General features: G+C 43.7%; 21 protein-coding genes, 6 tRNA genes and 3 rRNA genes. 14 read left to right on the top strand and 16 right to left on the bottom strand.

Going from position 1 to position 24,894, the window contains the following annotated elements; genetic code table 11:
- Window positions 1-157 precede the first annotated feature (157 nt).
- Window positions 158-604 (top strand): DUF2147 domain-containing protein, encoded by a 447-nt coding sequence (locus CDG60_RS04210; protein WP_087513814.1) that lies wholly within the window; start codon window positions 158-160, stop codon window positions 602-604.
- Window positions 605-670: 66 nt separating this feature from the next.
- Window positions 671-1,123, top strand: a complete 453-nt coding sequence (locus CDG60_RS04205; RefSeq protein ID WP_087513815.1) for a DUF2147 domain-containing protein — start codon at window positions 671-673, stop codon at window positions 1,121-1,123.
- Between the two features lie 58 nt (window positions 1,124-1,181).
- Here the strand turns inward: CDG60_RS04205 and CDG60_RS04200 are convergent, their stop codons facing one another.
- From CDG60_RS04200 to pdxA, 3 genes are read right to left on the bottom strand one after another with little or no spacing between them, the layout of a single operon-like run.
- On the bottom strand, window positions 1,182-2,030 hold the full coding sequence (locus CDG60_RS04200) for a symmetrical bis(5'-nucleosyl)-tetraphosphatase (RefSeq protein ID WP_087513832.1): 849 nt from the start codon (window positions 2,028-2,030) through the stop codon (window positions 1,182-1,184).
- Window positions 2,031-2,042: 12 nt separating this feature from the next.
- A complete protein-coding gene (gene rsmA / locus CDG60_RS04195) occupies window positions 2,043-2,855 on the bottom strand; it encodes a 16S rRNA (adenine(1518)-N(6)/adenine(1519)-N(6))-dimethyltransferase RsmA (RefSeq protein WP_087513816.1) in 813 nt (270 codons plus the stop codon).
- 20 nt (window positions 2,856-2,875) lie between these two features.
- Window positions 2,876-3,844, bottom strand: a complete 969-nt coding sequence (pdxA, locus tag CDG60_RS04190) for a 4-hydroxythreonine-4-phosphate dehydrogenase PdxA (protein ID WP_087513817.1) — start codon at window positions 3,842-3,844, stop codon at window positions 2,876-2,878.
- 495 nt (window positions 3,845-4,339) lie between these two features.
- Here pdxA and rplM point away from each other — a divergent pair, with 495 nt between their 5' ends.
- The 9 genes from rplM (at window position 4,340) to CDG60_RS04145 (ending at window position 9,995) form a co-directional block, all read left to right on the top strand.
- On the top strand, window positions 4,340-4,768 hold the full coding sequence (gene rplM, locus CDG60_RS04185; protein ID WP_004695096.1) for a 50S ribosomal protein L13: 429 nt from the start codon (window positions 4,340-4,342) through the stop codon (window positions 4,766-4,768).
- A gap of 12 nt (window positions 4,769-4,780) precedes the next feature.
- Entirely contained in the window at window positions 4,781-5,167 is a 387-nt protein-coding gene (gene rpsI, locus CDG60_RS04180; protein ID WP_004695095.1) for a 30S ribosomal protein S9, read from the top strand.
- A gap of 249 nt (window positions 5,168-5,416) precedes the next feature.
- Complete coding sequence (locus CDG60_RS04175; RefSeq protein WP_087513818.1) at window positions 5,417-6,070, top strand: glutathione S-transferase N-terminal domain-containing protein; 654 nt, start codon at window positions 5,417-5,419, stop codon at window positions 6,068-6,070.
- Window positions 6,071-6,080: 10 nt separating this feature from the next.
- Window positions 6,081-6,509: a ClpXP protease specificity-enhancing factor gene (locus CDG60_RS04170; RefSeq protein WP_087513819.1), complete on the top strand. Its 429-nt coding sequence runs from the start codon at window positions 6,081-6,083 to the stop codon at window positions 6,507-6,509.
- A 19-nt stretch (window positions 6,510-6,528) separates the two neighbouring features.
- Complete coding sequence (locus CDG60_RS04165) at window positions 6,529-7,188, top strand: hypothetical protein (protein ID WP_087513820.1); 660 nt, start codon at window positions 6,529-6,531, stop codon at window positions 7,186-7,188.
- A gap of 396 nt (window positions 7,189-7,584) precedes the next feature.
- A complete protein-coding gene (locus CDG60_RS04160; protein ID WP_087513821.1) occupies window positions 7,585-7,944 on the top strand; it encodes a hypothetical protein in 360 nt (119 codons plus the stop codon).
- 93 nt (window positions 7,945-8,037) lie between these two features.
- Window positions 8,038-9,000: a hypothetical protein gene (locus CDG60_RS04155; protein ID WP_087513822.1), complete on the top strand. Its 963-nt coding sequence runs from the start codon at window positions 8,038-8,040 to the stop codon at window positions 8,998-9,000.
- A gap of 9 nt (window positions 9,001-9,009) precedes the next feature.
- Window positions 9,010-9,552 carry a GTP-binding protein gene (locus CDG60_RS04150; protein ID WP_087513823.1) on the top strand — a complete coding sequence of 181 codons (543 nt, stop codon included), beginning with the start codon at window positions 9,010-9,012 and terminating at the stop codon, window positions 9,550-9,552.
- 11 nt (window positions 9,553-9,563) lie between these two features.
- Window positions 9,564-9,995 (top strand): roadblock/LC7 domain-containing protein, encoded by a 432-nt coding sequence (locus CDG60_RS04145; protein WP_087513824.1) that lies wholly within the window; start codon window positions 9,564-9,566, stop codon window positions 9,993-9,995.
- 70 nt (window positions 9,996-10,065) lie between these two features.
- On the opposite strand, the gene rrf is transcribed toward CDG60_RS04145, so the two are convergent.
- The 5 genes from rrf to CDG60_RS04120 form a co-directional block, all read right to left on the bottom strand.
- Window positions 10,066-10,180: ribosomal RNA gene (gene rrf, locus CDG60_RS04140) — 5S ribosomal RNA — on the bottom strand.
- Between the two features lie 176 nt (window positions 10,181-10,356).
- Window positions 10,357-13,250: ribosomal RNA gene (locus tag CDG60_RS04135) — 23S ribosomal RNA — on the bottom strand.
- A 352-nt stretch (window positions 13,251-13,602) separates the two neighbouring features.
- Window positions 13,603-13,678 (bottom strand) — tRNA-Ala (locus CDG60_RS04130).
- Window positions 13,679-13,722: 44 nt separating this feature from the next.
- A tRNA-Ile gene (locus tag CDG60_RS04125) sits at window positions 13,723-13,799 on the bottom strand.
- A 59-nt stretch (window positions 13,800-13,858) separates the two neighbouring features.
- Window positions 13,859-15,395, bottom strand: a 16S ribosomal RNA gene (locus CDG60_RS04120).
- The 16S, 23S and 5S rRNA genes sit together here with 2 tRNA genes alongside, the layout of an rRNA operon.
- 661 nt (window positions 15,396-16,056) lie before the next feature.
- On the opposite strand from CDG60_RS04120, the gene yfiR reads away from it, so the two are divergent.
- The 3 genes from yfiR to yfiB are packed head-to-tail and all read left to right on the top strand — an operon-like array spanning window position 16,057 to window position 18,142.
- On the top strand, window positions 16,057-16,422 hold the full coding sequence (gene yfiR, locus CDG60_RS04110) for a regulatory sequestration protein YfiR (RefSeq protein WP_264757135.1): 366 nt from the start codon (window positions 16,057-16,059) through the stop codon (window positions 16,420-16,422).
- A 3-nt stretch (window positions 16,423-16,425) separates the two neighbouring features.
- On the top strand, window positions 16,426-17,658 hold the full coding sequence (gene dgcN / locus CDG60_RS04105; protein ID WP_087513199.1) for a diguanylate cyclase DgcN/YfiN: 1,233 nt from the start codon (window positions 16,426-16,428) through the stop codon (window positions 17,656-17,658).
- A 4-nt stretch (window positions 17,659-17,662) separates the two neighbouring features.
- Window positions 17,663-18,142 (top strand): outer membrane lipoprotein YfiB, encoded by a 480-nt coding sequence (gene yfiB, locus CDG60_RS04100; RefSeq protein WP_087513198.1) that lies wholly within the window; start codon window positions 17,663-17,665, stop codon window positions 18,140-18,142.
- 125 nt (window positions 18,143-18,267) lie between these two features.
- On the opposite strand, the gene CDG60_RS04095 is transcribed toward yfiB, so the two are convergent.
- The 8 genes from CDG60_RS04095 to secA all read right to left on the bottom strand — a co-directional run bounded on the left by CDG60_RS04095 (window position 18,268) and on the right by secA (window position 24,635).
- Window positions 18,268-18,344, bottom strand: a tRNA-Pro gene (locus CDG60_RS04095).
- Between the two features lie 4 nt (window positions 18,345-18,348).
- Window positions 18,349-18,424: transfer RNA gene (locus CDG60_RS04090), tRNA-His, on the bottom strand.
- 45 nt (window positions 18,425-18,469) lie between these two features.
- Window positions 18,470-18,546, bottom strand: a tRNA-Arg gene (locus CDG60_RS04085).
- Window positions 18,547-18,592: 46 nt separating this feature from the next.
- Window positions 18,593-18,669, bottom strand: a tRNA-Pro gene (locus CDG60_RS04080).
- A gap of 152 nt (window positions 18,670-18,821) precedes the next feature.
- Entirely contained in the window at window positions 18,822-19,889 is a 1,068-nt protein-coding gene (gene nadA, locus CDG60_RS04075) for a quinolinate synthase NadA (RefSeq protein ID WP_087513197.1), read from the bottom strand.
- Between the two features lie 140 nt (window positions 19,890-20,029).
- Window positions 20,030-21,250 (bottom strand): bifunctional glutamate N-acetyltransferase/amino-acid acetyltransferase ArgJ, encoded by a 1,221-nt coding sequence (gene argJ / locus CDG60_RS04070; RefSeq protein WP_087513196.1) that lies wholly within the window; start codon window positions 21,248-21,250, stop codon window positions 20,030-20,032.
- A gap of 155 nt (window positions 21,251-21,405) precedes the next feature.
- Window positions 21,406-21,762: a hypothetical protein gene (locus CDG60_RS04065; RefSeq protein ID WP_087513195.1), complete on the bottom strand. Its 357-nt coding sequence runs from the start codon at window positions 21,760-21,762 to the stop codon at window positions 21,406-21,408.
- A 152-nt stretch (window positions 21,763-21,914) separates the two neighbouring features.
- Window positions 21,915-24,635: a preprotein translocase subunit SecA gene (secA, locus tag CDG60_RS04060; RefSeq protein WP_087513194.1), complete on the bottom strand. Its 2,721-nt coding sequence runs from the start codon at window positions 24,633-24,635 to the stop codon at window positions 21,915-21,917.
- Window positions 24,636-24,894: the final 259 nt, after the last annotated feature.

The raw sequence follows: 24,894 nt of genomic DNA, 5'->3' as shown, positions 1-24,894 counted from the left end.
ATAATCAAGAGTCACCTGTGTGTGGCTCTTTTTATTTCAGCCACATAATTTTTTAAAAAGGTGATCTTTAGCAGGAAATTATGTTGACTATTTAACCAACAGGCATAATATAGTGATAAATATTAAATAATTAAATAACACAATCAAAGGAACTGATATGAAAAAAAATATATTCCTGGCTGGGGTAGCTGGTCTGATTTTAAGTGGGAACCTTTTTGCTGCAGACCTGACAGGTATATGGCAGCAGATTGATGATAAAACCGGCTCACCCAAAGCACTGATTCAGATTTCCAAAGACAGTAACGGTACATTCAGTGGCAAAATTACCAAAATCACCCCTCGACCTGGTTACACGCCTCGGGAGACTTGTGTAAACTGCCCAGCACCTTATACCAATAAACCCATCCTTGGGCTTGAAGTATTTAAGGGGCTGAAACTCGAAGGTGAAAACAGTTATGATGACGGTCGTATTCTGGATCCACTTTCAGGCAAAACATACAGCCTGAAAGGTAAACTTTCTCAGAATGGAAAGCGTCTGCATTTAAGGGGATATGTCGGTATCGCTGCAATTGGACGCACTCAGATCTGGATCCGTCAGGAATAATTCATCTTTGGCACGTTTCAACATGATTTAAAGCTAATTTATAATTCCGGGGAATTTAAGCTACTCATGATTAAACAGTTCAAATTTATATCAGCAATATGTTTTGCTGCAGCCTGCGGCTCAGCATCTGCAGAAGATATTTCTGGGGTATGGCAACAGATTGATGATAAAACTGGAGCAGCCAAAGCCATTATTGAGATTAAAAAAGAATCCAATAATACATTCACAGGCACGATTGTAAAAGTGACACCACGTCCGGGTTATACCCCACGTGAAACCTGTTACAAGTGCCCTGCTCCTTATACCAATCAGCCGATTTTAGGAATGGAGATTCTGAAAGGTCTGCAGCATGTCAGCGGTACTGACAATTATGAAAAAGGTCGGATTATGGACCCACTTTCAGGCAAGCTGTACGATGCCAAAATGCGTCTGAATGCATCAGGAAAACGTCTGACTTTACGTGCCTATATGGGTGTTTCAACCCTGGGGCGTAATCAGACCTGGATCCGCAGAGATTAATTTTTTTCCTTTCTGAAATAAAAAAAGCCACTTCAAGTGGCTTTTTTTATGGTCTGTTTCACATCACAGGATTAGGTACGCTGAACGATTGTCTGTCCTCAAGGCGATAGGCAATCAGCTTATGCCCCCAGACACAGCCGCCATCAACATTCTGTATGTTCGGACTGATAGTTTTTCCTTCCAGTGCAGCCCAGTGCCCAAAAATGACCTGATGAGTTTCTGCTGCCTGTGATGGATACTCAAACCACGGCTGAAATCCTTCCGGCATAGGCTCATCCAGTGCATCCTTGAAACTGAATTCCAGCCGCCCCTCTGCATCACTTAAACGCATACGGGTCAGATAGTTGGTAATACAGCGCAAGCGGGCATTTCCTGTCAGATCTTCAGACCAGAGATCAGGCTCTGTGCCATACATCTCTTTCAGAAATTCATCCATCACTTCAAAATCGTCATGTCCAATCACTGCTTCCACTTCTTTCGCCAGGAGCGCTGTCTGCGCAGCGGTCCAGATATTCGGCACACCGGCATGCGTCAGGATGGTCTGTTCATTCGGAAATAAACATAAAGGCTGATGACGTAACCACTCAATCAGATCATCACTTTCCAGTGCATGAATCACATCATCTATACGGTCTTTATCTTTGAGTTTTTTAATACCCCGTGCCACGGCAAGCAAATTTAAATCATGATTGCCCAGCACAGTAGCAGCCACATTTCTGTCGACCAGTTTTTTAATGAAACGGATAGCTCCGACAGAATTTTCACCACGGGCAACCATATCACCTGCAAACCAGATAAAATCCTGATCTGCATCAAACTGAATTTCCTTAAGCAAGGCTTTCAGCGCTTCAAAACAGCCCTGAACATCACCTATCACGTAGTTATAACGAATATCTGAACGGTTCATATCCTGCGCCATTTAAGCCACCATCTGATCGGATAATGCAACAAACTGAGCCAGTGTCAGCGTTTCTGGACGTGCCATCGGATCTACACCCGCATTTTCAAAACCTTCTTCAACCAGCATGCCTTTTAAGCTGTTGCGCAAAGTTTTACGACGCTGAGTAAACACATGTGAAACCAGACGTGCCAGTGCTTTTTCATTTTTTGCCACAATCGGTTTAACCGCATATGGCTCTAAACGGAACACCGCAGAGGTGACTTTAGGAGGTGGATTGAACGACCCCGGTGGTACTTCAAACAGGAAAGTCGGTTTACAGTAGTACTGAATCATCACAGACAGGCGACCATATTCTTTCGTATTCGGATCGGCGGTGATGCGGTCAACCACTTCTTTTTGCAGCATGAAATGCATGTCTTTCACTTTGTCACCAAACTCCAAGAGATGGAACAAAAGTGGTGTCGAGATGTTATACGGCAGGTTACCCACCACACGCAGCGGACGCCCTTCCTGAAACAGCTCAGTAAAATCATATTTCAACGCATCAGTTTCCACGATGGTCAGACGTTCAGGATGCGGTACACGACCAGGCAAACCTGCTGCAAGATCACGGTCAAGCTCAACCACAGTCAGCGCTTCACACTCACCAATCAAAGGTGAGGTCAGTGCCGCAAGACCAGGACCAATTTCGACAATATTGTCGCCAGAACGAGGATTTACAGAACGTACAATTTTGGCAATTACACGCTGGTCATGCAAAAAGTTCTGACCAAAACGCTTACGCGTATGATGCCCTTCATCTTTTGGGTTTAAGGCATTAATCTGATACATAAAAGAGTTTCCAACGTGTATTAATTGCGGGCAAGTTCAAGTGCTAAATCCACTGCCACATGCAGACTTGAACTTTTAGCCAGACCAGTACCTGCAAGGGAGAGTGCAGTACCATGGTCAACAGAAGTACGAATAAAAGGTAAACCTAAAGTGATGTTGATTGCTTCACCAAAGCCCTGCGATTTTAACACAGGTAATCCCTGATCATGATACATCGCAAGTACCGCATCAGCATCTTTTAAATGCTCAGGGGTAAATAAAGTATCCGCAGGCAGACTCAGACTCATATCCACACCCTGACTGCGATAACTTTCAAGTACAGGATTGATTGTATCAATTTCTTCATGTCCGAGATAACCACCCTCTCCTGCATGGGGGTTCAGACCACAGACCAGAATACGGGGATGTTCTTTTTTAAATTTACTTTTTAAATCATGGAGCAGAATATCAATCACCTGGTGAAGACGCTCTTTGGTAATGGCATCCGCAACCTCACGTAAGGGTAAATGCGTAGTCGCCAGTGCAACCCGTAAAGTTCTGGTTGCCAGCATCATGACCACACGCTCAACACCTGCAAACTCCTGATAATATTCAGTATGCCCACTGAAATGAATGCCGGCATCATTGATTACAGACTTCTGCACTGGCGCTGTTGCAACACCGACACTCTGTCCCTGCATTGCATAAGATGCAGAGCGGCGCAGCTGTTCCAGTACATAGGATGAATTTTCAGGATTCAGCTGACCCAGCACCACATCATGATTTAATGGTACATGTTCAACATATAACTGCCCTGTTGCAGATGACTCAGACTGCCCCTGATATTCAACGAACTGCACATCCATTTTCAATACGCGGGCACGCTCATGCAACATATGAATATCCGCCAGCACAACAAGTGGGCGTTCATCCACACGATCCGACAGGCTTAGGCAGATGTCAGGACCAATCCCTGCTGGTTCACCACTGGTGATATATAAAGGCAGCATAGAAGAACTCTTAAATTAGCACTAATCACCATTATACAGCCTCAACCAGATAAATCGGTGCTTCTGTTTACAGGATCAGCAGCAAACATCCGCAAAATCTTAATATCCTGTTTCCCCTTATCTTTTTACCTATTCAATCCTATAAAACCCGTGCTTAGTCTGTGACAAAGAAACGGTTCCATTTCAAAAACCAGGCAATACAACTCACTGAATAATTTTTTATAGTCATAAAACTCTTATATTTTTCATCTTTTCCTGTTCAATATTTTTCTTATTTTCCATCTGTGAATATGTGGTTATTCACATAATTTCCCACTTTAGCTCAATCAGAATTAAAAATATACACCCCTTTCACAAACCTGAAAACTGCTTTAGAATACGGCGCTTGAAATACTGCATTTCTATTGTGATTTTATCTGATTTCAGGTAGAATTCGCTCTCCTTTTGTTTGGACAGATTCCATAGTCCAAACCAACTATAATAGGTAGTGGTTTAATGAAAACTCTCAGCGCTAAGCCTGCTGAAGTTCAACACGACTGGTACGTTGTTGATGCTTCTGGCAAAACTTTAGGTCGCCTTGCGACTGAAATCGCTCGTCGTTTACGCGGTAAGCACAAGACATCTTATACTCCTCACGTAGACACTGGCGATTATATCGTTGTGATCAATGCTGAAGAAATTCAAGTGACTGGTAAAAAAGCACTTGATAAAAAATACTATCGCCACACTGGCTTCCCTGGTGGTATCCGTGAGACTAACTTCGAGAAGTTAATTGCTCACAAACCTGAAGCAGTTTTAGAAAAAGCTGTAAAAGGTATGTTACCAAAAGGTCCTCTTGGTTATGCAATGATCAAGAAAATGAAAGTGTATGCAGGTACAGAGCATCCACATGCTGCTCAACAGCCACAAGTTTTGGACATCTAAGGGATACAGCACATGGCTACTAATTATGGTACAGGTCGCCGTAAGACCGCAACTGCACGTGTTTTCTTGTCAGCTGGTACAGGCAAACTCGTAATCAACAACCGTACTCTTGAACAGTACTTCGGTCGTGAAACAGCTCGTATGGTTGTTCGTCAACCGCTTGAGCTTTTAGAAGTTACTGAAAAATATGACCTTTACATCACTGTTGCTGGTGGTGGTATCGGTGGTCAGGCTGGCGCAATCCGTCACGGTATTACTCGTGCACTGATCGCTTCCGACGAAACTTTAAAACCTGCTCTTCGTCAAGCTGGTTTCGTTACTCGTGATGCTCGTGAAGTTGAACGTAAGAAACTTGGTTTACGTAAAGCTCGTAAACGTCCTCAATTCTCTAAACGTTAATCCGTTTACCGAATCGGACAGAAAACCTGGCTTATGCCAGGTTTTTTTATGCGTAAAATCTGCCGTCAATATTGCTCTTCAGCCTGACTGCAGCTGCCACGGATATCTCATAACAAATTCAGCATAACCATCGGTCTTTATATTGATTAAAACCAGAAAAACTCTCATATAAGCATTAAAAGTGCCCGTGATTTTATTGTCTAAGTTTAGTATCCTAACCTATTCCATATTGCCTTGTTTTCAGGATTTATGTCAGTCGAAAATACTCATTTACAAGGGATCACGCTGTACAGTCATGCGGATGACTTCCGCTCACACTGGATTCGCTATATCCTTGCTGAAAAACAGATTAAATATAATCTGATTATTGTAGATGAGGATGATGAAGATCTAAGCTCACTCAACCCCTACAATCAGCTACCCATGCTTGTTGAAAATGAATTGAAGCTTTACCGCACTGATATCATTTCTGAATATATTGATGACCGCTATCGACAGAACAAGCTTTATGCTGATGCACCGGTTGCAAGAGCCGAACAGCGTCAGTATATCTGGCGCTTTAATCAGGACTGGTTAAAAATGGCAGATCTGATCCTCTGTCATCCAGACACACTGAATGAAACAGCAAAACAACAGGCACAGAAACAACTTAGAGATACGCTTATCTCTCTGACACCACTGTTTCAGCATTATCCCTATTTTATGTCTGAACATTTCACCATTATTGACTGTATGCTTGCCCCAGTATTTATACGCTTAAAAACCATGGGAATTGAGCTCCCTGCACAGCATTGCCGTCCAGTTTATCTATACTTTCAACGTATATTCAGCCGTCCTGCATTTATTAAATCTCTCACTTTGCAGGAAAAAAACAGATACAGCGAATTTCTTCCAAATCAATAGAGCCACGACTATGTCCGAATCTGAATTAAATCTGACCCCTACCCGCCCATACATGGCGCGTGCAATTTATGAATGGATTCTTGATAATAAGCTGACACCACACATCCTGGTTGATGCAAAACTACCTCATACCAGTGTTCCAGAACAGTTTGTTCAGGATGGTCAGATTGTGCTGAATATTGCTCCACATGCTGTACAGGCATTTCAGATGAGCAATGAAGCTATCAGTTTTTCTGCCCGGTTTGGTGGTGTTTCACGTGATCTGTATATTCCCGTTTATGCATTAATGGGAGTTTATGCACGTGAAAATGGACAAGGACTGTTCTTCGATCCATCTGAATATGAACATATCAAAATAGACACAGATAGATTACAATCCGCAGCAACAGAAAAAACTGATACACCAAAGAAAAAACCGGGGTTACGAATCCTGGACTAAAATAACTTAGGAGAGTTGCATGGCTTTTGATTTAGTACAATATTTTGCTGAGCAGATTAAACTTCAAAAGCCTCAGCTTTTTAATCAGTACCCGGCGCAGGAAAAAAATCAGTTTATCTCTGAAATCAATGCACTGACACTTGGAAAACTGATTACATTAATACAGGAAAATGAAAATTCTATTTATCAGGAAATCCAGAACCAGGATGCTTTATATATCCAGGAAATTTCCAGACATTTAACCACTTCAGCACATAATCAGTCAGAACTGAATAAATCTGAACTTGAATCAGCGATTACAGAAATGCTGTCTCTTCAGTTAAACGAAATCAAGCAGCTCGACACAACAGGCAGCCTGGGTCACTCTGGCGTAAAAGAATTGCTGATCGGACAGATTGAACATTTTTCTGGTTATGCAGAAGACTGGGTTTGGTCAACAAATAACCTGTTAGAGCTAAAAGGTTCTAAACCTCTGATTCAGGAAGAGATATCATTAGATGAAACAATGAAGGAATTTAATCTTATGGTACATCAACAACAGACTGACCACGCAGCAGCTTCAGACCAGGCTATCGAGGCAAACACATCCATTCCAGCATGGGCCAAAATCGCTGAACCATTGGTGGCTTTAGTCATTCTATGGATTCTTTATCAAGCAGCCACTCAAATGTTTAGCTGATCCAGTTGAATAAAAAAACCACCTGATCCAGGTGGTTTTTTTTATTCAACCCTTTAAAGCTACTCTCACCAGCAAATTACTGTGTAATTTTTTGTAAATAAAATTTACAGAACTCTATTTTTTACATTTTGTTACTTTTGCTAAAACTTCCAGCCTGGTCGTTTTTCACTCACAGTCAATCATATTTTCATAAACAAAATGAAGAATGCATCACATTAAAATCAACAAAAAATACCATCTATTCAATAAAAACCAGCCTTAATTTTAAACCTGAATTAATTCGATTGATTAATTTTGTGCTCAGTATTTAGAATGAAGCTAACTTGTTAACTACACAACAAAACAAGTCAAAAATTAAAATTCAACCACTTTATAACGACAAAAGGCGAGAAAACTATGGCTAAAGTATCATTAGAAACACTGACAAGCATTGATGGCTTCGTTGCAGCAGCATTAGTGGATGGGGAAAGTGGTTTGGCACTTGCAACACAGGGTGGCGGTGGAATTGATCTTGAACTGGCAGCTGCGGGAAATACCGAAGTGGTCCGATCCAAGCGCCGTGTAGCAAATGCATTGAATCTGAATGACAGTATTGTTGATATCCTGATCACGCTGGGCAAACAGTATCATCTGATTCGCCCACTTGAAAACAACGAAAATGTTTTCCTGTACCTGGTACTGGATCGCGCTAAAGCAAATCTTGCTATGGCTCGTCACGAACTCAAAGCATTCGAGAAAAGCCTGGACTTCTCTTGATTAATATTCTGAAAGCCCTTTATATCAATTGAATATAAAGGGCTTTTTATTCCCTGCCAATCAAAAAAGTACCATGTATTTACAGAGAAAATTATGAGTAAGCAATATATCAATATTGCGATTGCAGGACTCAGCCTCTCTCATTCCGAAGAGCTGAAAAACCAGTTACGCAATATGATACCTCAGGATTATATAATTAAATGGATAACCGCAACTGATCCTAATATTGACTGCCTTTTTATTCATGAAACATTTTATGAAACCGAGGGTATTCAAAGAATAATTAATAAAAAATGTTTCCCTTGGCTAAAAATTACAAAACATCACCAGCAACAACAATTAACGAATAATGTATTAAATTTTCCGGTAAGCAATCATGATGAGCTTACTCAATGGCTCAATCATCATGTTCTGAATCAGGAGCAGATACCTGAAGCTGAAACTGTAAATCATATTGAAGCACATGAAATAGATGAAGAATATCTGAGTGAAGTACTTAATCCTGAAAACCATGCAAAACTGCATCTGTTTGACGCATATGGCTCCATTGGCATAGCCAAACCAGATCTGAATACAATATGGATCATTCTGGAGCGTAAAAAGACAGGGACAGACTCATCCTTTTCATATGATCTGGCGAATACAGATGATTTTATGAAGATTTACCGTAAGGAAAAATATATCTTACAGGACTGGTTATGGAATTTTTACTGGAATTCACCTGAACTGCTGAAAATGATTGCCCCTGATGATGGTCATTTTAAAATTTTAAGCTGGCCAAAACCGAGTGATATACAAAATAAGAAACTGATTTTCCAGCTTTCAGCTGTCTTTATACAGGGAGCAAAAATTTCAAAAATTGCAGATCATTTTAATATTTCACAGCAGCTGATTATCCGCTTTATTGCAACAAACCTAGCAATGAATAATGCAGTAAAAATTAATATATGGGATAAACATTTCACCCCACCAACTCCTGAGATTCAAGATAAAAAAGATGATCAAAGTTTAATAAAAAGTTTTTTTGGAAAAATACGGAAGAAATTTGGATTCTAAGGAGTATCTATGATTTTACAACAATATAAAATTGTTTTTGCTGGCACCATGGGTGCAGGAAAAACCGAAGCTATCCGATCACTTTCAGATATCCCTGTCCTTCTGACGGAAGCATTTAACACGGATACTCAAAGTCACCAGAAAATGGAAACAACCGTTGGTATTGATTATGGCGAAGTAACGCTTGAGGATGGTGTAAAAATTGGTCTTTATGGCACTCCGGGACAGAGTCGATTTGACTTTATCTGGTCAGTTATCTGTAAAGGTGCGATTGGTGCAATCATTTTAATTGATCACAGTATCGAAAACCCTTTGCATGAACTTGAGAACTACCTCGATACGTTCCAGAACTATACTGACAATATTGCTATTGGGATTACCCATACAGATCTTGAATCAAAACACTCAACCAATATTTATAAAAACTGGCTGGTTCAACAAGAGCTGTTCTCTCCTTTGTTTTTCATTGATGCGCGTAAAAAAGAAGACGTTCTCCTTTTACTCGAAGCGTTAATCACTTCAGTTGAAGTTAACTATAACATTACAACTTAGGAGCTATACTCATGTTTGCACTGAAAAATAAACTGCGGAATGCGCCAACTGAACTGATTCAGCAAGCGAAATCAGAAATTGAAGAAATCATCAGGAATGTCAGGGGGATCAATTTCATTATGCTGTGTTCTACAGATGGTTTTGAACTGGCATCCATTCATAAAAAGGACATTTACAATAACAGTAAACTTGCTGCCGTATGTAGCTCAATCCTTGCTATGGTCGCTGCATTTATGCAGGAAATTCACCTTGATGGCTGTCAGACCATTACTCTGGATGCGGATAATGGCAAAGCCATTTTAACAGCAGTAAACTCTGTAAATCACCCGATGATTATCGTTGCGCTCGCAGATAAGGACATCCTGTTAGGACAGTTACTATATTCCCTGAAGACAGCCAGCAGTAATATCCGATCGCATGCAGAAGCATTTCAGTCTTCCTGATTCCTTTTCCTTTCATTCCGACGAGAAAAAGCCCCCGCAGTATTAACTGCGGGGGCTTTTTAGAATAATGAGCTGGCGATGACTTACTCTCACATGGGTAACCCCACACTACCATCAGCGCAAAGAGGTTTCACTTCTGAGTTCGGGAAGGGATCAGGTGGTTCACTCTTGCTATTGTCGCCAGCACAACTGTTTATGGATACTTGCTTTGGTCTTATTTAGATGCCAATGCTTTTTCCAAATGAGTTATTAACAGCTCTATCTGAGTTGGAACATTGTCATACTGTTGCGATTCTGAATCAAGTCATTCTGATGAATATCGAATCAACTGAGCTTTATACAACAACTGTTTGGGTGTTGTATAGTCAAGCCTCACGAGCAATTAGTACTGGTCAGCTTCACACGTCACCGTGCTTCCACATCCAGCCTATCAACGTCGTAGTCTTCAACGGCTCTTTAGAGGACATAAAGTCCTAGGGAAATCTTATCTTGAGGTAGGCTTCCCGCTTAGATGCTTTCAGCGGTTATCCCTTCCGAACATAGCTACCCGGCGATGCGACTGGCGTCACAACCGGTACACCAGAGGTTCGTCCACTCTGGTCCTCTCGTACTAGGAGCAGATCCTCTCAAATTTCCAGCGCCCACGGTAGATAGGGACCGAACTGTCTCACGACGTTCTAAACCCAGCTCGCGTACCTCTTTAAATGGCGAACAGCCATACCCTTGGGACCTGCTTCAGCCCCAGGATGAGATGAGCCGACATCGAGGTGCCAAACACCGCCGTCGATATGAACTCTTGGGCGGTATCAGCCTGTTATCCCCAGAGTACCTTTTATCCGTTGAGCGATGGCCCTTCCATACAGAACCACCGGATCACTAAGACCTACTTTCGTACCTGCTCGACTTGTGGGTCTCGCAGTTAAGCGCGCTTTTGCCTTTATACTCTACGCGTGATTTCCGACCACGCTGAGCGCACCTTCGTACTCCTCCGTTACTCTTTAGGAGGAGACCGCCCCAGTCAAACTACCCACCAGACATGGTCCTCGTCCCGGATAACGGGACAGAGTTAGAACCTCAATATTACCAGGGTGGTATTTCAAGGATGGCTCCATAGCAACTGGCGTCACTACTTCAAAGCCTCCCACCTATCCTACACAGGTAAGATCAAAGTTCAATGTCAAGCTGCAGTAAAGGTTCACGGGGTCTTTCCGTCTAGCCGCGGGTACACCGCATCTTCACGGCGAATTCGATTTCACTGAGCCTCTGCTGGAGACAGCGCCCCCATCATTATGCCATTCGTGCAGGTCGGAACTTACCCGACAAGGAATTTCGCTACCTTAGGACCGTTATAGTTACGGCCGCCGTTTACTGGGGCTTCGATCAAGAGCTTCGCTTACGCTAACCCCATCAATTAACCTTCCAGCACCGGGCAGGCATCACACCCTATACGTCCACTTTCGTGTTTGCAGAGTGCTATGTTTTTAATAAACAGTTGCAGGGGCCTGGTTTCTGTGGCTGCTGGCCGCTCATTCCGCAAGGGAAATCACCGCCGGCAGCGTACCTTCTCCCGAAGTTACGGTACCATTTTGCCTAGTTCCTTCAGCAGAGTTCTCTCAAGCGCTTTGGTCTACTCGACCTGACCACCTGTGTCGGTTTCGGGTACGATTCCTGTGTAACTGAAGCTTAGAGACTTTTCCTGGAAGTATGGTATCAGCCACTTCACTGTACAAGTACAGCTTGCTATCAGATCTCAGCATAGAGTACCCCGGATTTGCCTAAGATACATGCCTACATCCTTCCACCTGGACAACCAACGCCAGGCTGACTTAACCTTCTCCGTCCTCTCATCGCATTACACACAAGTACTGGAATATTAACCAGTTTCCCATCGACTACGCCTCTCGGCCTCGCCTTAGGGGTCGACTCACCCAGCCCCGATTAACGTTGGACTGGAACCCTTGGTCTTTCAGCGAACGGGTTTTTCACCCGTTTTGTCGTTACTCACGTCAGCATTCGCACTTCTGATACCTCCAGCAGACTTCTCAATCCACCTTCATCGGCTTACAGAACGCTCCCCTACCACTTGCAATAAATTGCAAATCCGCAGCTTCGGCATATAGTTTTAGCCCCGTTACATCTTCCGCGCAGGCCGACTCGACTAGTGAGCTATTACGCTTTCTTTAAAGGGTGGCTGCTTCTAAGCCAACCTCCTAGCTGTCTATGCCTTCCCACATCGTTTCCCACTTAACTATAATTTTGGGGCCTTAGCTGGCGGTCTGGATTGTTTTCCTCTTGACTACGGACGTTAGCACCCGCAGTCTGTCTCCCGGATAGTACTCATTGGTATTCGGAGTTTGCATCGGTTTGGTAAGTCGGGATGACCCCCTAGCCGAAACAGTGCTCTACCCCCAATGGTATTCGTCCGAGGCGCTACCTAAATAGCTTTCGGGGAGAACCAGCTATCACCGAGTTTGATTAGCCTTTCACCCCTATCCACAAGTCATCCCCTGGCTTTTCAACGACAGTGGGTTCGGTCCTCCAGTTAGTGTTACCCAACCTTCAACCTGCTCATGGATAGATCACCCGGTTTCGGGTCTATACCCAGCAACTGAACGCCCTATTAAGACTCGGTTTCCCTACGGCTCCCCTATACGGTTAACCTTGCTACTGAATATAAGTCGCTGACCCATTATACAAAAGGTACGCAGTCACCGAACAAGTCGGCTCCCACTGCTTGTATGCATGCGGTTTCAGGATCTGTTTCACTCCCCTCACAGGGGTTCTTTTCGCCTTTCCCTCACGGTACTGGTTCACTATCGGTCAGTCAGGAGTATTTAGCCTTGGAGGATGGTCCCCCCATATTCAGACAAGGTTTCACGTGCCTCGCCCTACTCGACATCATCATATAAGCCCTTTCGCGTACAGGACTATCACCTACTATGGTTGCACTTCCCAGAGCATTCCACTAAAGCTTATATGACTTAATGGGCTGTTCCCCGTTCGCTCGCCGCTACTGAGGGAATCTCAATTGATTTCTTTTCCTAAGGGTACTGAGATGTTTCACTTCCCCTCGTTCGCCTCGTAACACTATGTATTCATGTTACGATACCTGCCTTATAGCAGGTGGGTTTCCCCATTCAGAAATCTCCGGATCAAAGGATATTTGCCGCCTCCCCGGAGCTTATCGCAGGCTATTACGTCTTTCATCGCCTCTGACTGCCAAGGCATCCACCACATGCACTTAATTACTTGACTATACAACCCCAAACAGTCGTTCATCCCTACAAGTAGGATGAGCAACAGATCGCGACGATTTCTCATCACTCTCATACAGTTGGCGTCTGTGAAATTAATCACTGTACAGCTTCAATTAGATTCATATACCAAAACGCTTGATTCAGTTTAATCGCTAGTTTCTCATTTCCTGTAGTTGCCTACTTGAAACGAGTATGAACAATTTATTTCAACTCAAATATATGCTGTTAATGATTAACTACCGCCTCGTCAGCAGGTAGCAAACTGTGATAAATCACAGAACTTAATAAACTGAGATCAGATGATCGTCATATTCACTAAATTCTATAATTCAGAACTTCACTTAATGTGATGGTGGAGACTAGGAGAGTCGAACTCCTGACCTCCTGCGTGCAAAGCAGGCGCTCTACCAACTAAGCTAAGTCCCCAGTTAAGATCCCGATATATCTGTTTCTGTGCTGATTCGTCAGAATGGTGGGTCTGACAAGACTTGAACTTGTGACCCCACGCTTATCAAGCGTGTGCTCTAACCAACTGAGCTACAGACCCTCAGATACATCAATGAAGAACAACTTGTTGTGGATTCTTACCAATCGTCAATCTTTCGTTAAGGAGGTGATCCAGCCGCAGGTTCCCCTACGGCTACCTTGTTACGACTTCACCCCAGTCGTCGGCCACACCGTGGTAAGCGTCCTCCTTACGGTTAGACTACCTACTTCTGGTGCAACAAACTCCCATGGTGTGACGGGCGGTGTGTACAAGGCCCGGGAACGTATTCACCGCGGCATTCTGATCCGCGATTACTAGCGATTCCGACTTCATGGAGTCGAGTTGCAGACTCCAATCCGGACTACGATCGGCTTTTTGAGATTAGCATCCTATCGCTAGGTAGCAACCCTTTGTACCGACCATTGTAGCACGTGTGTAGCCCTGGTCGTAAGGGCCATGATGACTTGACGTCGTCCCCGCCTTCCTCCAGTTTGTCACTGGCAGTATCCTTAAAGTTCCCACCCGAAGTGCTGGCAAATAAGGAAAAGGGTTGCGCTCGTTGCGGGACTTAACCCAACATCTCACGACACGAGCTGACGACAGCCATGCAGCACCTGTATGTAAGTTCCCGAAGGCACCAATCCATCTCTGGAAAGTTCTTACTATGTCAAGACCAGGTAAGGTTCTTCGCGTTGCATCGAATTAAACCACATGCTCCACCGCTTGTGCGGGCCCCCGTCAATTCATTTGAGTTTTAGTCTTGCGACCGTACTCCCCAGGCGGTCTACTTATCGCGTTAGCTGCGCCACTAAAGCCTCAAAGGCCCCAACGGCTAGTAGACATCGTTTACGGCATGGACTACCAGGGTATCTAATCCTGTTTGCTCCCCATGCTTTCGTACCTCAGCGTCAGTATTAGGCCAGATGGCTGCCTTCGCCATCGGTATTCCTCCAGATCTCTACGCATTTCACCGCTACACCTGGAATTCTACCATCCTCTCCCATACTCTAGCTTCCCAGTATCGAATGCAATTCCTAAGTTAAGCTCAGGGATTTCACATCCGACTTAAAAAGCCGCCTACGTACGCTTTACGCCCAGTAAATCCGATTAACGCTCGCACCCTCTGTATTACCGCGGCTGCTGGCACAGAGTTAGCCGGTGCTTATTCTGCGAGTAACGTCCACTATCTCCAGGTATTAACCAGAGTAGCCTCCTCCTCGCTTAAAGTGCTTTACAACCAAAAGGCCTTCTTCACACACGCGGCATGGCTGGATCAGGGTTCCCCCCATTGTCCAATATTCCCCACTGCTGCCTCCCGTAGGAGTCTGGGCCGTGTCTCAGTCCCAGTGTGGCGGATCATCCTCTCAGACCCGCTACAGATCGTCGCCTTGGTAGGCCTTTACCCCACCAACTAGCTAATCCGACTTAGGCTCATCTATTAGCGCAAGGTCTAATGATCCCCTGCTTTCCCCCGTAGGGCGTATGCGGTATTAGCATTCCTTTCGGAATGTTGTCCCCCACTAATAGGCAGATTCCTAAGCATTACTCACCCGTCCGCCGCTAAGATCAGTAGCAAGCTACCTCTCTCCGCTCGACTTGCATGTGTTAAGCCTGCCGCCAGCGTTCAATCTGAGCCATGATCAAACTCTTCAGTTTAATACTTGCTAGCACCTTAAAGGGTGCCAATCTTGGCTCATCAATTTTCTGACAAATTCTCTCAAATAAACTTCGAGTAATTTAAACCATTCAATCAATGAAAATAATTTCGATCGATCAATCAGTAAAAATCCACACAAGTTGTTCTTCATATTCTCTTAATGATCTTCTCAATGCTTCGTCAGCATCAAGCTAGGTCGGCTATATTACTCTGAATCTCTTCAAAGTCAACATGTAATGTAAATTATTTTAAACTTTCTTTCTAAAACCCAGCTTAACCATTCTATGCTAAGCTACTGTTTTATCAGAAGTTTTAATCTTCATCACCGCCGATGGATGTGCATTCTACAGCATTTCACACCAGACACAACCCCCTCAGACATCTTTTTTTTGTTTTTCTTCTTGTTTGGTGGGTTTTTAGACATTTTTCTCATTTATGTCTGTTTTACCGTCATATTCTTAACTTTGTTATTTCATTTTTTCTGGTTAAACTAAACGAGGTCTCTTTTTTATAATTTAATTTGAAATGAATCACGTATTTAAAAAAGTCTGTGCGACTTTTTGGCTGGTGCTTATATGTGTTACAGCGCATGCAACACCCGCTCCCAGCGTGCTCAGCATTACTTTCTCCATTTTAAGTTATGCAAAATGGACTACAGCCGTGCCTGAAATCTGTGTCATTAATAACAATAATATGGCATCTCAGTTTAAGAACTACCTATCATCCAATGATGAATACAATTATTCAGTCAAATCCATAGATAAACAAAAAATCCGATCAGAGCGTTGTGAAGTTCTTATCTTTTCAACATTTACCCCTGAAGAAGAACAGAGAGTGCTGAACAGCAGCGTAGAGTTTCCTGCTCTGTCTATCAGTTCAAGTAATACTGAGTGCGAAATTGGAAGTGCTTTCTGCCTGTACCGAAAAAATACAGGACTGTCATTTAAAGTAAATATGGACAGCCTGACCCAGTCTAAAGTCAGAATTGATCCACGGGTTTTACTTCTTGCTCGGGCAACGGAGTAAATCATGATTACACGTCTATATAATACAAAATCGCTGCATCTGATTTTTAAACGTTCACAACTGGCTGTTTTTGCACTGACCTTCACCGTGTGTACTGCAATTTTTATTTCTGTATCTGCTTTCGCCCTGAAAGCTTATGCAGACAGCAGCCTGAATGTTCTTTCAGAGGCAATCAATGAACGTATTCAGCCCGCTGTTGTTTTCAGTGATACCGTTACCCTGAATCAGATTTTAGCCGAATATAATCATAAATATCCGATACGCTCCATGCAGGTCATTGATGAATACAATGTCGAACTGGCCCGCTCAGTTCAGAATGAGACTTCAGATTATTCACTACAGCATTTTCTTGACCGTATTTTTTTCAATTATCCTGTTATTTTAAATATTCAACATCAGCATCAGTATTATGGTCAGCTGATTATTTATGGCAATTCATCCACCATTGTCGATTTTTTTAATAAAATTATTTTTGGTCTGATTATCGGTTTCCTGATTATTCTTGCAGGACTGCTGTGGTCTGTGCATTCTTTCTATCGCTATCTGATGAAATCCATTCATCCTATCGTTGCAACAGCCAACACCATCAGTGAAGAAAAAAACTATGGTTTGCGCTTTGCGCAGTCTGAGATTCAGGAATTACAGGATATCAATACTGTTTTTAATGAATTACTTGAAAAAATTCAGTTAAATGACCAGCACCTGAGAACTGAAAACGACAAACTGAGTCATCAGGCTCACCACGATGCACTGACACAACTCCCGAACCGCTATTATTTCTACCAGCAGTTACTGCATATATTTGATTCAAGTTTACGTGAACATTCAGCATTGCTGTTCATAGACAGTAATGATTTTAAAACCATTAATGATCAGTATGGTCATCAGGCAGGTGACTCTGTCCTGCAGGAAATTGCTGTAAGACTACAGAGCCAGCTGCACCCTGACGATTTTATTGCCCGCTTAGGCGGTGATGAATTTGCCATTCTGATTCACCATGTTCATCACACCGATGAACTGAACACAATCTGCCAGCAGCTGTCTGAATGTGCGGATCTTCCACTGTATTTCGGTGACGTTCAGATTTCTTTCAGTTTCAGTATTGGTGTTGCTCAAACCCGTTTTGCCAGCTCCCCTGAAGATCTGATTACTGAAGCAGACAATGCTATGTATAAAGCCAAAAAACTGCCTGAACACTGGTTCATTGCAGGTAACGATATTAACAATCAGGTTTAAACTCATGTTAAGAATAATTTTTAAATCTCTCGGTTTACTTACTTTCACTCTGATTTTAACGGCCTGTATGGGACAGGGAAATCTGAATTACAAACAGTCACGCATGCTCAAAAATGAAGGATTTATTCTGGAAAATAATGAGTGGACGCTTGCACTGCCTGAACGTCTGTTATTTGAGTTTGATCAGTCATCCATACCGGCAAATCAGAAACCACGTTTAGTTCGCCTGTCCTCTCAATTGAAAAAATACAATCTGGATAAACTTACATTTACCGGTCACAGTGACAATATCGGTCAATCTGAATACAATCTGGCACTGTCAGAAAAACGCGCACAGAGTGTCGCTCAGGTTTTTCTGGACAATGGTTTTCAGTCACAGAATATTAAAATCAGAGCAAAAGGTGCATCGCAACCTTTAGTAAAAAATGATTCTGATGAGCATCGGGCCATCAACAGACGGGTAAATATCACCATCATTCCTTAATTTTTATTTTTCTACAGCAGAATCAATAAAAGCCTCTGACTGGAGGCTTTTATTTTCAATACACTTTTTTCAGGCATAAAAAAACCGCAGTTAAGCGGATTATTTACTTTAAGCTGGACTTAAAATGGTCGGAGCAGTAGGATTCGAACCTACGACCCCCTGGTCCCAAACCAGGTGCACTACCAGGCTGTGCTATGCTCCGAAATTGGGGTGAATGATGGGATTCGAACCCACGACAACCGGAATCACAATCCGGGGCTCTACCAACTGAGCTACATCCACCGTCACACTTAAGTTTTTCAGGTTTTATTGACAAGCTACCATAAATGGCGCGCCTGACAGGATTCGAACCTGTGACCATCCGCTTAGAAGGCGGATGCTCTATCCAACTGAGCTACAGGCGCATAACGTATGATAAAACTTATCATCAGTACCTTTGCCTTGAAGAATTGGTCGGAGCAGTAGGATTCGAACCTACGACCCCCTGGTCCCAAACCAGGTGCACTACCAGGCTGTGCTATGCTCCGATTCATCTCAGCTTTTCGTATCGCACATCGTGCGGTACGGTGTGCATTCTAGGCGTGACGTCGATTGACGTCAACACCTATATTTAAAAAAATCAAAAAAAACGCTTCAAATGTATATTAATCAAGCATTTCAGATATTTTTTATACAAAAATCAACGTTTCAGGCTCGCACTGAAATCCAGCATACGGTCTAAAGGTAATTTTGCACGTTGTGCAAGTGCTGCATCGACAAAGATTTCCTGATCAGCGTGCTGAAGTACATGCAGTATGCCATCCAGTTCGTTCATTGCCATCCATGGACAATGTGCGCATGAGCGGCATGTTGCGCCCTCACCTGCTGTTGGAGCTTCCACCAGAATTTTTCCAGGTACAGCCTGCTGCATCTTGTAAAAAATACCTCTGTCAGTTGCGACAATGAGACGCTCATGAGGCAAGGTCTGCGCAGCCTTGATCAGCTGGGAGGTACTTCCTACAGCATCAGCAATATCCACCACCGATTCCGGTGATTCTGGATGAACCAGTACTGCTGCATCAGGGTACAGTGCTTTCATCTGTGCAATACCTCTGGCACGGAATTCTTCATGCACAATACATGAACCATCCCATAGCAACATTTCCGCACCGGTTTTCTTCTGAATATAACGCCCCAGATGCTGATCTGGCGCCCAGATAATCTTTTCGCCCAGGCTGTCCAGATGCTCTACAATTTCCACCGCACAGCTGGAAGTCACGACCCAGTCAGCACGTGCTTTGACTGCTGCAGAGGTGTTTGCATAAACCACAACGGTATAATCCGGATGCGCATCACAGAATGCAGTGAACTCATCGACAGGGCAACCCAAGTCGAGCGAACAGGTTGCTTCCAGGGTTGGCATCAGTACTCTTTTTTCTGGTGATAAAATTTTTGAAGTTTCCCCCATAAATTTCACCCCTGCCACGACCAGTGTCTGTGCTGAATGATCGCGCCCGAAACGTGCCATTTCCAGGGAATCCGAAACACAGCCACCTGTTGCTTCTGCAAGTTCCTGAACTTCAGGATCGCAATAATAATGTGCAACCAGTACAGCATTCTGTTTTTCAAGCTCTGCTTTAATCTGGGCAAATTTCAGCTGCTTTTCCTCAGGACTCAATGTATTGTCCTTTGGCTCCCCTAAACGGTCCAAATGTGCTGTGACAATTGATTTTGCTTCATTGGCAATTAAATTGGTCGCATCATTCATACGAGGTCTTCTCTTTCCTTAATCGCTGGCATTGTGCTGGCGTTATACGCAATTGTGAATTCATTGTACATAAATCCACCACCAAAAATTCATTTATTATAAAAAAGCCTCACGAATGAGGCTCTGTTTTTATCACTGTATTATGAACGGTAATCTGCATTGATCTTGACGTAATCATAGGACAGATCACAGGTATAGACTGTGTCTTTTGCCTGCCCTCGTCCCAAATCAACCCGAATGGTAATTTCAGATTCAGCCATCACCCTTGCACCTGCTTCCTCGGTATAGTCCTCAGCAGCACCGCCATCACGGCAGATCTGCACATCTCCAAGCCACACCTGAATTTTTTCCACATCCAGGTCTTTCACACCGGCATAACCGATAGCAGCAAGAATACGCCCCCAGTTTGGATCTGAAGCGAAGAGCGCCGTTTTTACCAATGGTGAATGGGCAATGCTGTAGGCAATATCGCAACATTCCTGGGTATCATTTCCACCCTCAACTGCAACTGTAATGAATTTTGTTGCACCCTCACCATCACGGACGATCAGCTGTGCAAGGCGTTTCATAACACGGGTCAGGACATCCAGCACGACACTGTAACGGGCATCATCCACTGAACTGATTTCTGTACCACCTGCCTGAGCTGTCGCAGCAAAAATACAGGAGTCATTGGTCGATGTGTCTCCATCAATCGTAATGCGGTTGAAGGACTGATTCACTGTTGTTTTTAACAGCTGCTGTACCAGTTCACGGCTGATCGGTGCATCAGTTGCCACAAAGCTGAGCATGGTTGCCATATTCGGACGGATCATGCCTGCACCTTTGGAAATACCGGTCATGGTATAAGTCACACCATCCAGTTCAAACTGTTCTGATGCTCCTTTAGGTGTTGTATCTGTGGTCATAATGCCTGTAGCAGCATCAGCCCATGCACTGTCTTTCAGAGAGTCCAGTGCCGGCTGCAAGCCTGACAGCAGACGTTCCATTGGCAACTGCTCACCAATAACTCCTGTAGAGAATGGCAGGACTTCCGACGCTTCAACCTGAGTAAGCTCCGCCAGCTTATAACAGGTGGCTTTGGCATTTTCCATACCTGGCTTGCCTGTACCTGCATTGGCATTACCGGTATTGATCACCAGGTAACGTGGATTGCCCATTTCAAGGTGCTTTTTAGAGACATGTACAGGCGCTGCACAGAAGGCATTCTGCGTGAACACACCTGCAACATTTGTCCCTTCTGCAAATTCAAAAATAACCAGGTCACGTCGGTTCGGGTAGCGTACATACGCTTCCGCTGAACCAATTTTTACACCTTGCACCACATGCATGTGTGGCATAGACACGTCACCAACTGCCATTTTGAACTTCCAGTAAGTTTAATAAATTGAAAAATACAGCTTAGTTGAAAAGAAATAAAAAATCGAGCACACAACTCATGCAATTCCGTGAAACATAAGCTTTGGACATAAAAAAACCAGCCATAGTGACCGGTTTTTTTATTAAGACTTAAAAATCAGTTTTTCGCAAGCTGAGACGCTTCAGTCAACAGTGCCTGTTTTGCTTTCTGCTGGCTTGCTGCAGAAAGAGCAGGATTTGATGCAACAATACGGTCAGCATTTGCAGCATTTGCCGCTTTAATCGCTGCTGTATTTAAAACAACAGGACGCTGCTGTGGGTTGGCAAATGTATAGCGGATACCCGTACGTGGGCTCTGTACCGTAATATTGCCGTCATTCTGAACAGCTGGTGCAGTCGTTGCACCAATAGCCTGTTGTACTTTTTCAGGCGTTGTTGTCAGTGGTGTGTCTGCAAAAGTTAAAGCTGGGATTGCCAGAACTGCAAGCATCAATGGTTGTAATACTTTTTTCATTGTCTATTCCGCTTTTCGGGTTTCCATGAGCAACTAAATAACATTTAATTGCCTGAACTGCAAATGGATTTCACATCCTGAAAAGATTTATCCAGTATTTATATACGGATCTTTCAGGAAAAAAAGCAGAACCTCTGTTCTGCTTTTTTCGGTTAGATCTTACCGTGGCACTGTTTATATTTCAGACCCGATCCACATGGACAAGGTGAATTCCGGCTTTCAGGCGCGACGACCGCACCACCTGCCGCAACAGGACTGAATACAGCATCCACTTCAGCTGAGTCATTCAGTAAACCATCAGCTTCTGCATGTGACAGATTCAACTGCATGGATTCAGCCTGAGCCTGTTTCTGAGCTTCCATTTCTGCAAGCTCCTCAGCTGTAGGAACATGTACACGTGATAAATCAGTCACAACATCTGATTTGATAATCGCAAGCATGTTGACGAACAGGTTAAAGGCTTCTTTTTTATATTCCTGCTCTGGGTTTTTCTGAGCATAACCACGTAAATGGATGCCCTGACGCAGATAGTCCATCGCAGCCAGGTGATCTTTCCAGTGACGGTCCAGTGAGTTCAGCATGAAGTGACGCTCCAGCATGGCTGCTGATTCATCCCCCATCTGTTCACGACGGTTACGGTAACGTGCAACAACTTCGTCAGAAATACGTTCCACCAGTGCTTCTTCATCAAGACGGCGGTCTTCTTCCAGCCAGACTGAAACAGGCAGATCAATACCTAAATCTTCACGCAGTGCACGCTCAAGACCATCAATATCCCATTGATCATGAATGGATTCAGGTGGGATATAGTTTTCAATCACCCCTTTAATCACTTCATGATGCATTTCTTCAATGTAATCCTGCAAAGTGCTTTCAGCCAGGACTTCATCACGCTGAGAATAGATGATCTTACGCTGTTCGTTATTTACATCATCATATTTCAGCAGGTTTTTACGGATATCAAAGTTACGTGCTTCAACTTTACGCTGAGCATTTTCGATAGAGCGCGACACCATTTTGTGCTCAATCGCTTCATCTTCCTGTAAGCCCATTGCACGCATCATGCCCACAACACGATCACCTGCGAAAATACGCATCAGATCATCTTCAAGGGACAGATAGAAACGTGATACACCAGGGTCACCCTGACGACCGGCACGACCGCGTAACTGGTTATCAATACGGCGTGATTCGTGACGTTCAGAACCAATAATATGCAAACCGCCTGAGTTCAGTACCATGTCATGGTTCTGTTCCCATTCTGCCTTGAGCTGAGCTTCATCTTCAGCAGTCGGATTTTCAATTTTTGCCAGTTTTGCTTTCCAGTTACCACCCAGCAGAATATCTGTACCACGACCTGCCATGTTGGTAGCAATGGTGACAGCACGTGGTGAACCTGCCTGAGCAATAATGTCTGCTTCACGCTCATGCTGTTTGGCATTCAGTACTTCATGCGCAATACCCGCTTCTTTAAGCTTGTCTGAAAGGATTTCAGAGGCCTCAATCGTGGCTGTACCAATCAGGATCGGTGCAACACCCGCTTCGTGGACACGCTGAATTTCCTGAATGATGGCATTATATTTACCATTACGGTTCAGGTAGATCAGATCGTTCATGTCCTGACGGATCATTGGGCGGTGAGTTGGAATGATTACAACATCCAGTCCATAGATTTCTTTCATTTCAGCAGCTTCAGTATCTGCTGTACCGGTCATACCGGAAAGTTTTTTGTACAGACGGAAATAGTTCTGGAATGTTGTGGTTGCCAGTGTCTGGTTTTCTGGCTGAATTTCCAGACCTTCTTTGGCTTCAACTGCCTGATGCAGACCTTCTGACCAGCGACGGCCAGGCATGGTACGACCTGTATTTTCATCGACAATAATCACTTCACCATCATGAATGATGTAGTGAACGTTACGCTGATACAGGAAATGCGCACGGATAGCAGCAGAAACATGATGCACCAGATTCAGATTGGCTGCTGAATACAGGCTTTCACCTTCGGCGAGCAGCCCCATTCTGATCAGTTCTTCTTCCACAGTCACATAACCGACTTCGGTCATTTCAACCTGACGCTGCTTTTCATCAATCCAGAAGTGACCGCCATCTGGGACTTTTTCTTCTTTCTGAGGGTGCAGTTTTGGTGGAATCGTATTGATTGCAGCATAAAGCTGTGATGAATCATCACTCTGACCAGAAATGATCAGTGGTGTACGTGCTTCATCAATTAAAATAGAGTCAACTTCATCAATAATGGCATAAGTCAGACCACGCTGTTTTTTCTCAGCCATGGAAAAGACCATGTTGTCACGCAGATAATCAAAGCCGAATTCATTGTTGGTACCGTAGGTGATATCAGCTTTGTAGGCTTCTGCTTTTTCTGCCGGATTCTGCATGGAGTAAATAATACCGATGCTCAGTCCCAGGAATTCAAACAGTGGTCTGTTCAGTTCAGCATCACGCTGTGCAAGGTAGTCATTGACCGTAATGACATGCACGCCCTGCCCACTTAAAGTATTGAGGTAACAGGCCAGGGTTCCCATCAGGGTTTTACCTTCACCTGTACGCATTTCTGCAACCTTACCTTCATGGAGGGTCACACCACCAATCAGCTGTACATCATAGTGCCGCATCCCCATGACACGCTTTGCCGCTTCACGACATACAGCAAAAGCTTCAGGCAATAATTTATCAAGGCTCTCGCCTTTGTTATAGCGTTGTTTGAATTCTTCAGTTTTCGCGGATAAGTCTGCATCACTTAAAGCAGATATCGTCGGCTCGAGCGCATTGATCCGGTCTACGATTTTACGCATGCGTTTGAGTTCGCGCTCATTTTTGGTACCGAAGATTCCTCCGATCAGACTTGCCAACATGAATAGACTCTCTAAATCTTGCTTATCAAATGAATAAATTTTTTCTCAGTCGTTATTATGGTGCCAGAAATTGGAAGTACAAGGGTTTTGCACAAAACCACTCAAAAAATCTGATCGCTGGTGCCAGTACATGGGACTTAAGGTGAAGTAATTTAGCAAATTTTAAAACAGCTACATAGAGAAACATTCATTCTTTTCCGCATGTTTTTTATGCTCCAAGCCTGGCTTTTATTCTTTTTATTCATAAATAAATACAAAA

This window comes from Acinetobacter chinensis (genome assembly GCF_002165375.2).
Taxonomy (GTDB): Bacteria; Pseudomonadota; Gammaproteobacteria; order Pseudomonadales; family Moraxellaceae; genus Acinetobacter; species Acinetobacter chinensis.
Note: the sequence above shows the minus strand (reverse complement) of the source record. Positions and strands in the feature narration are given on the sequence as shown.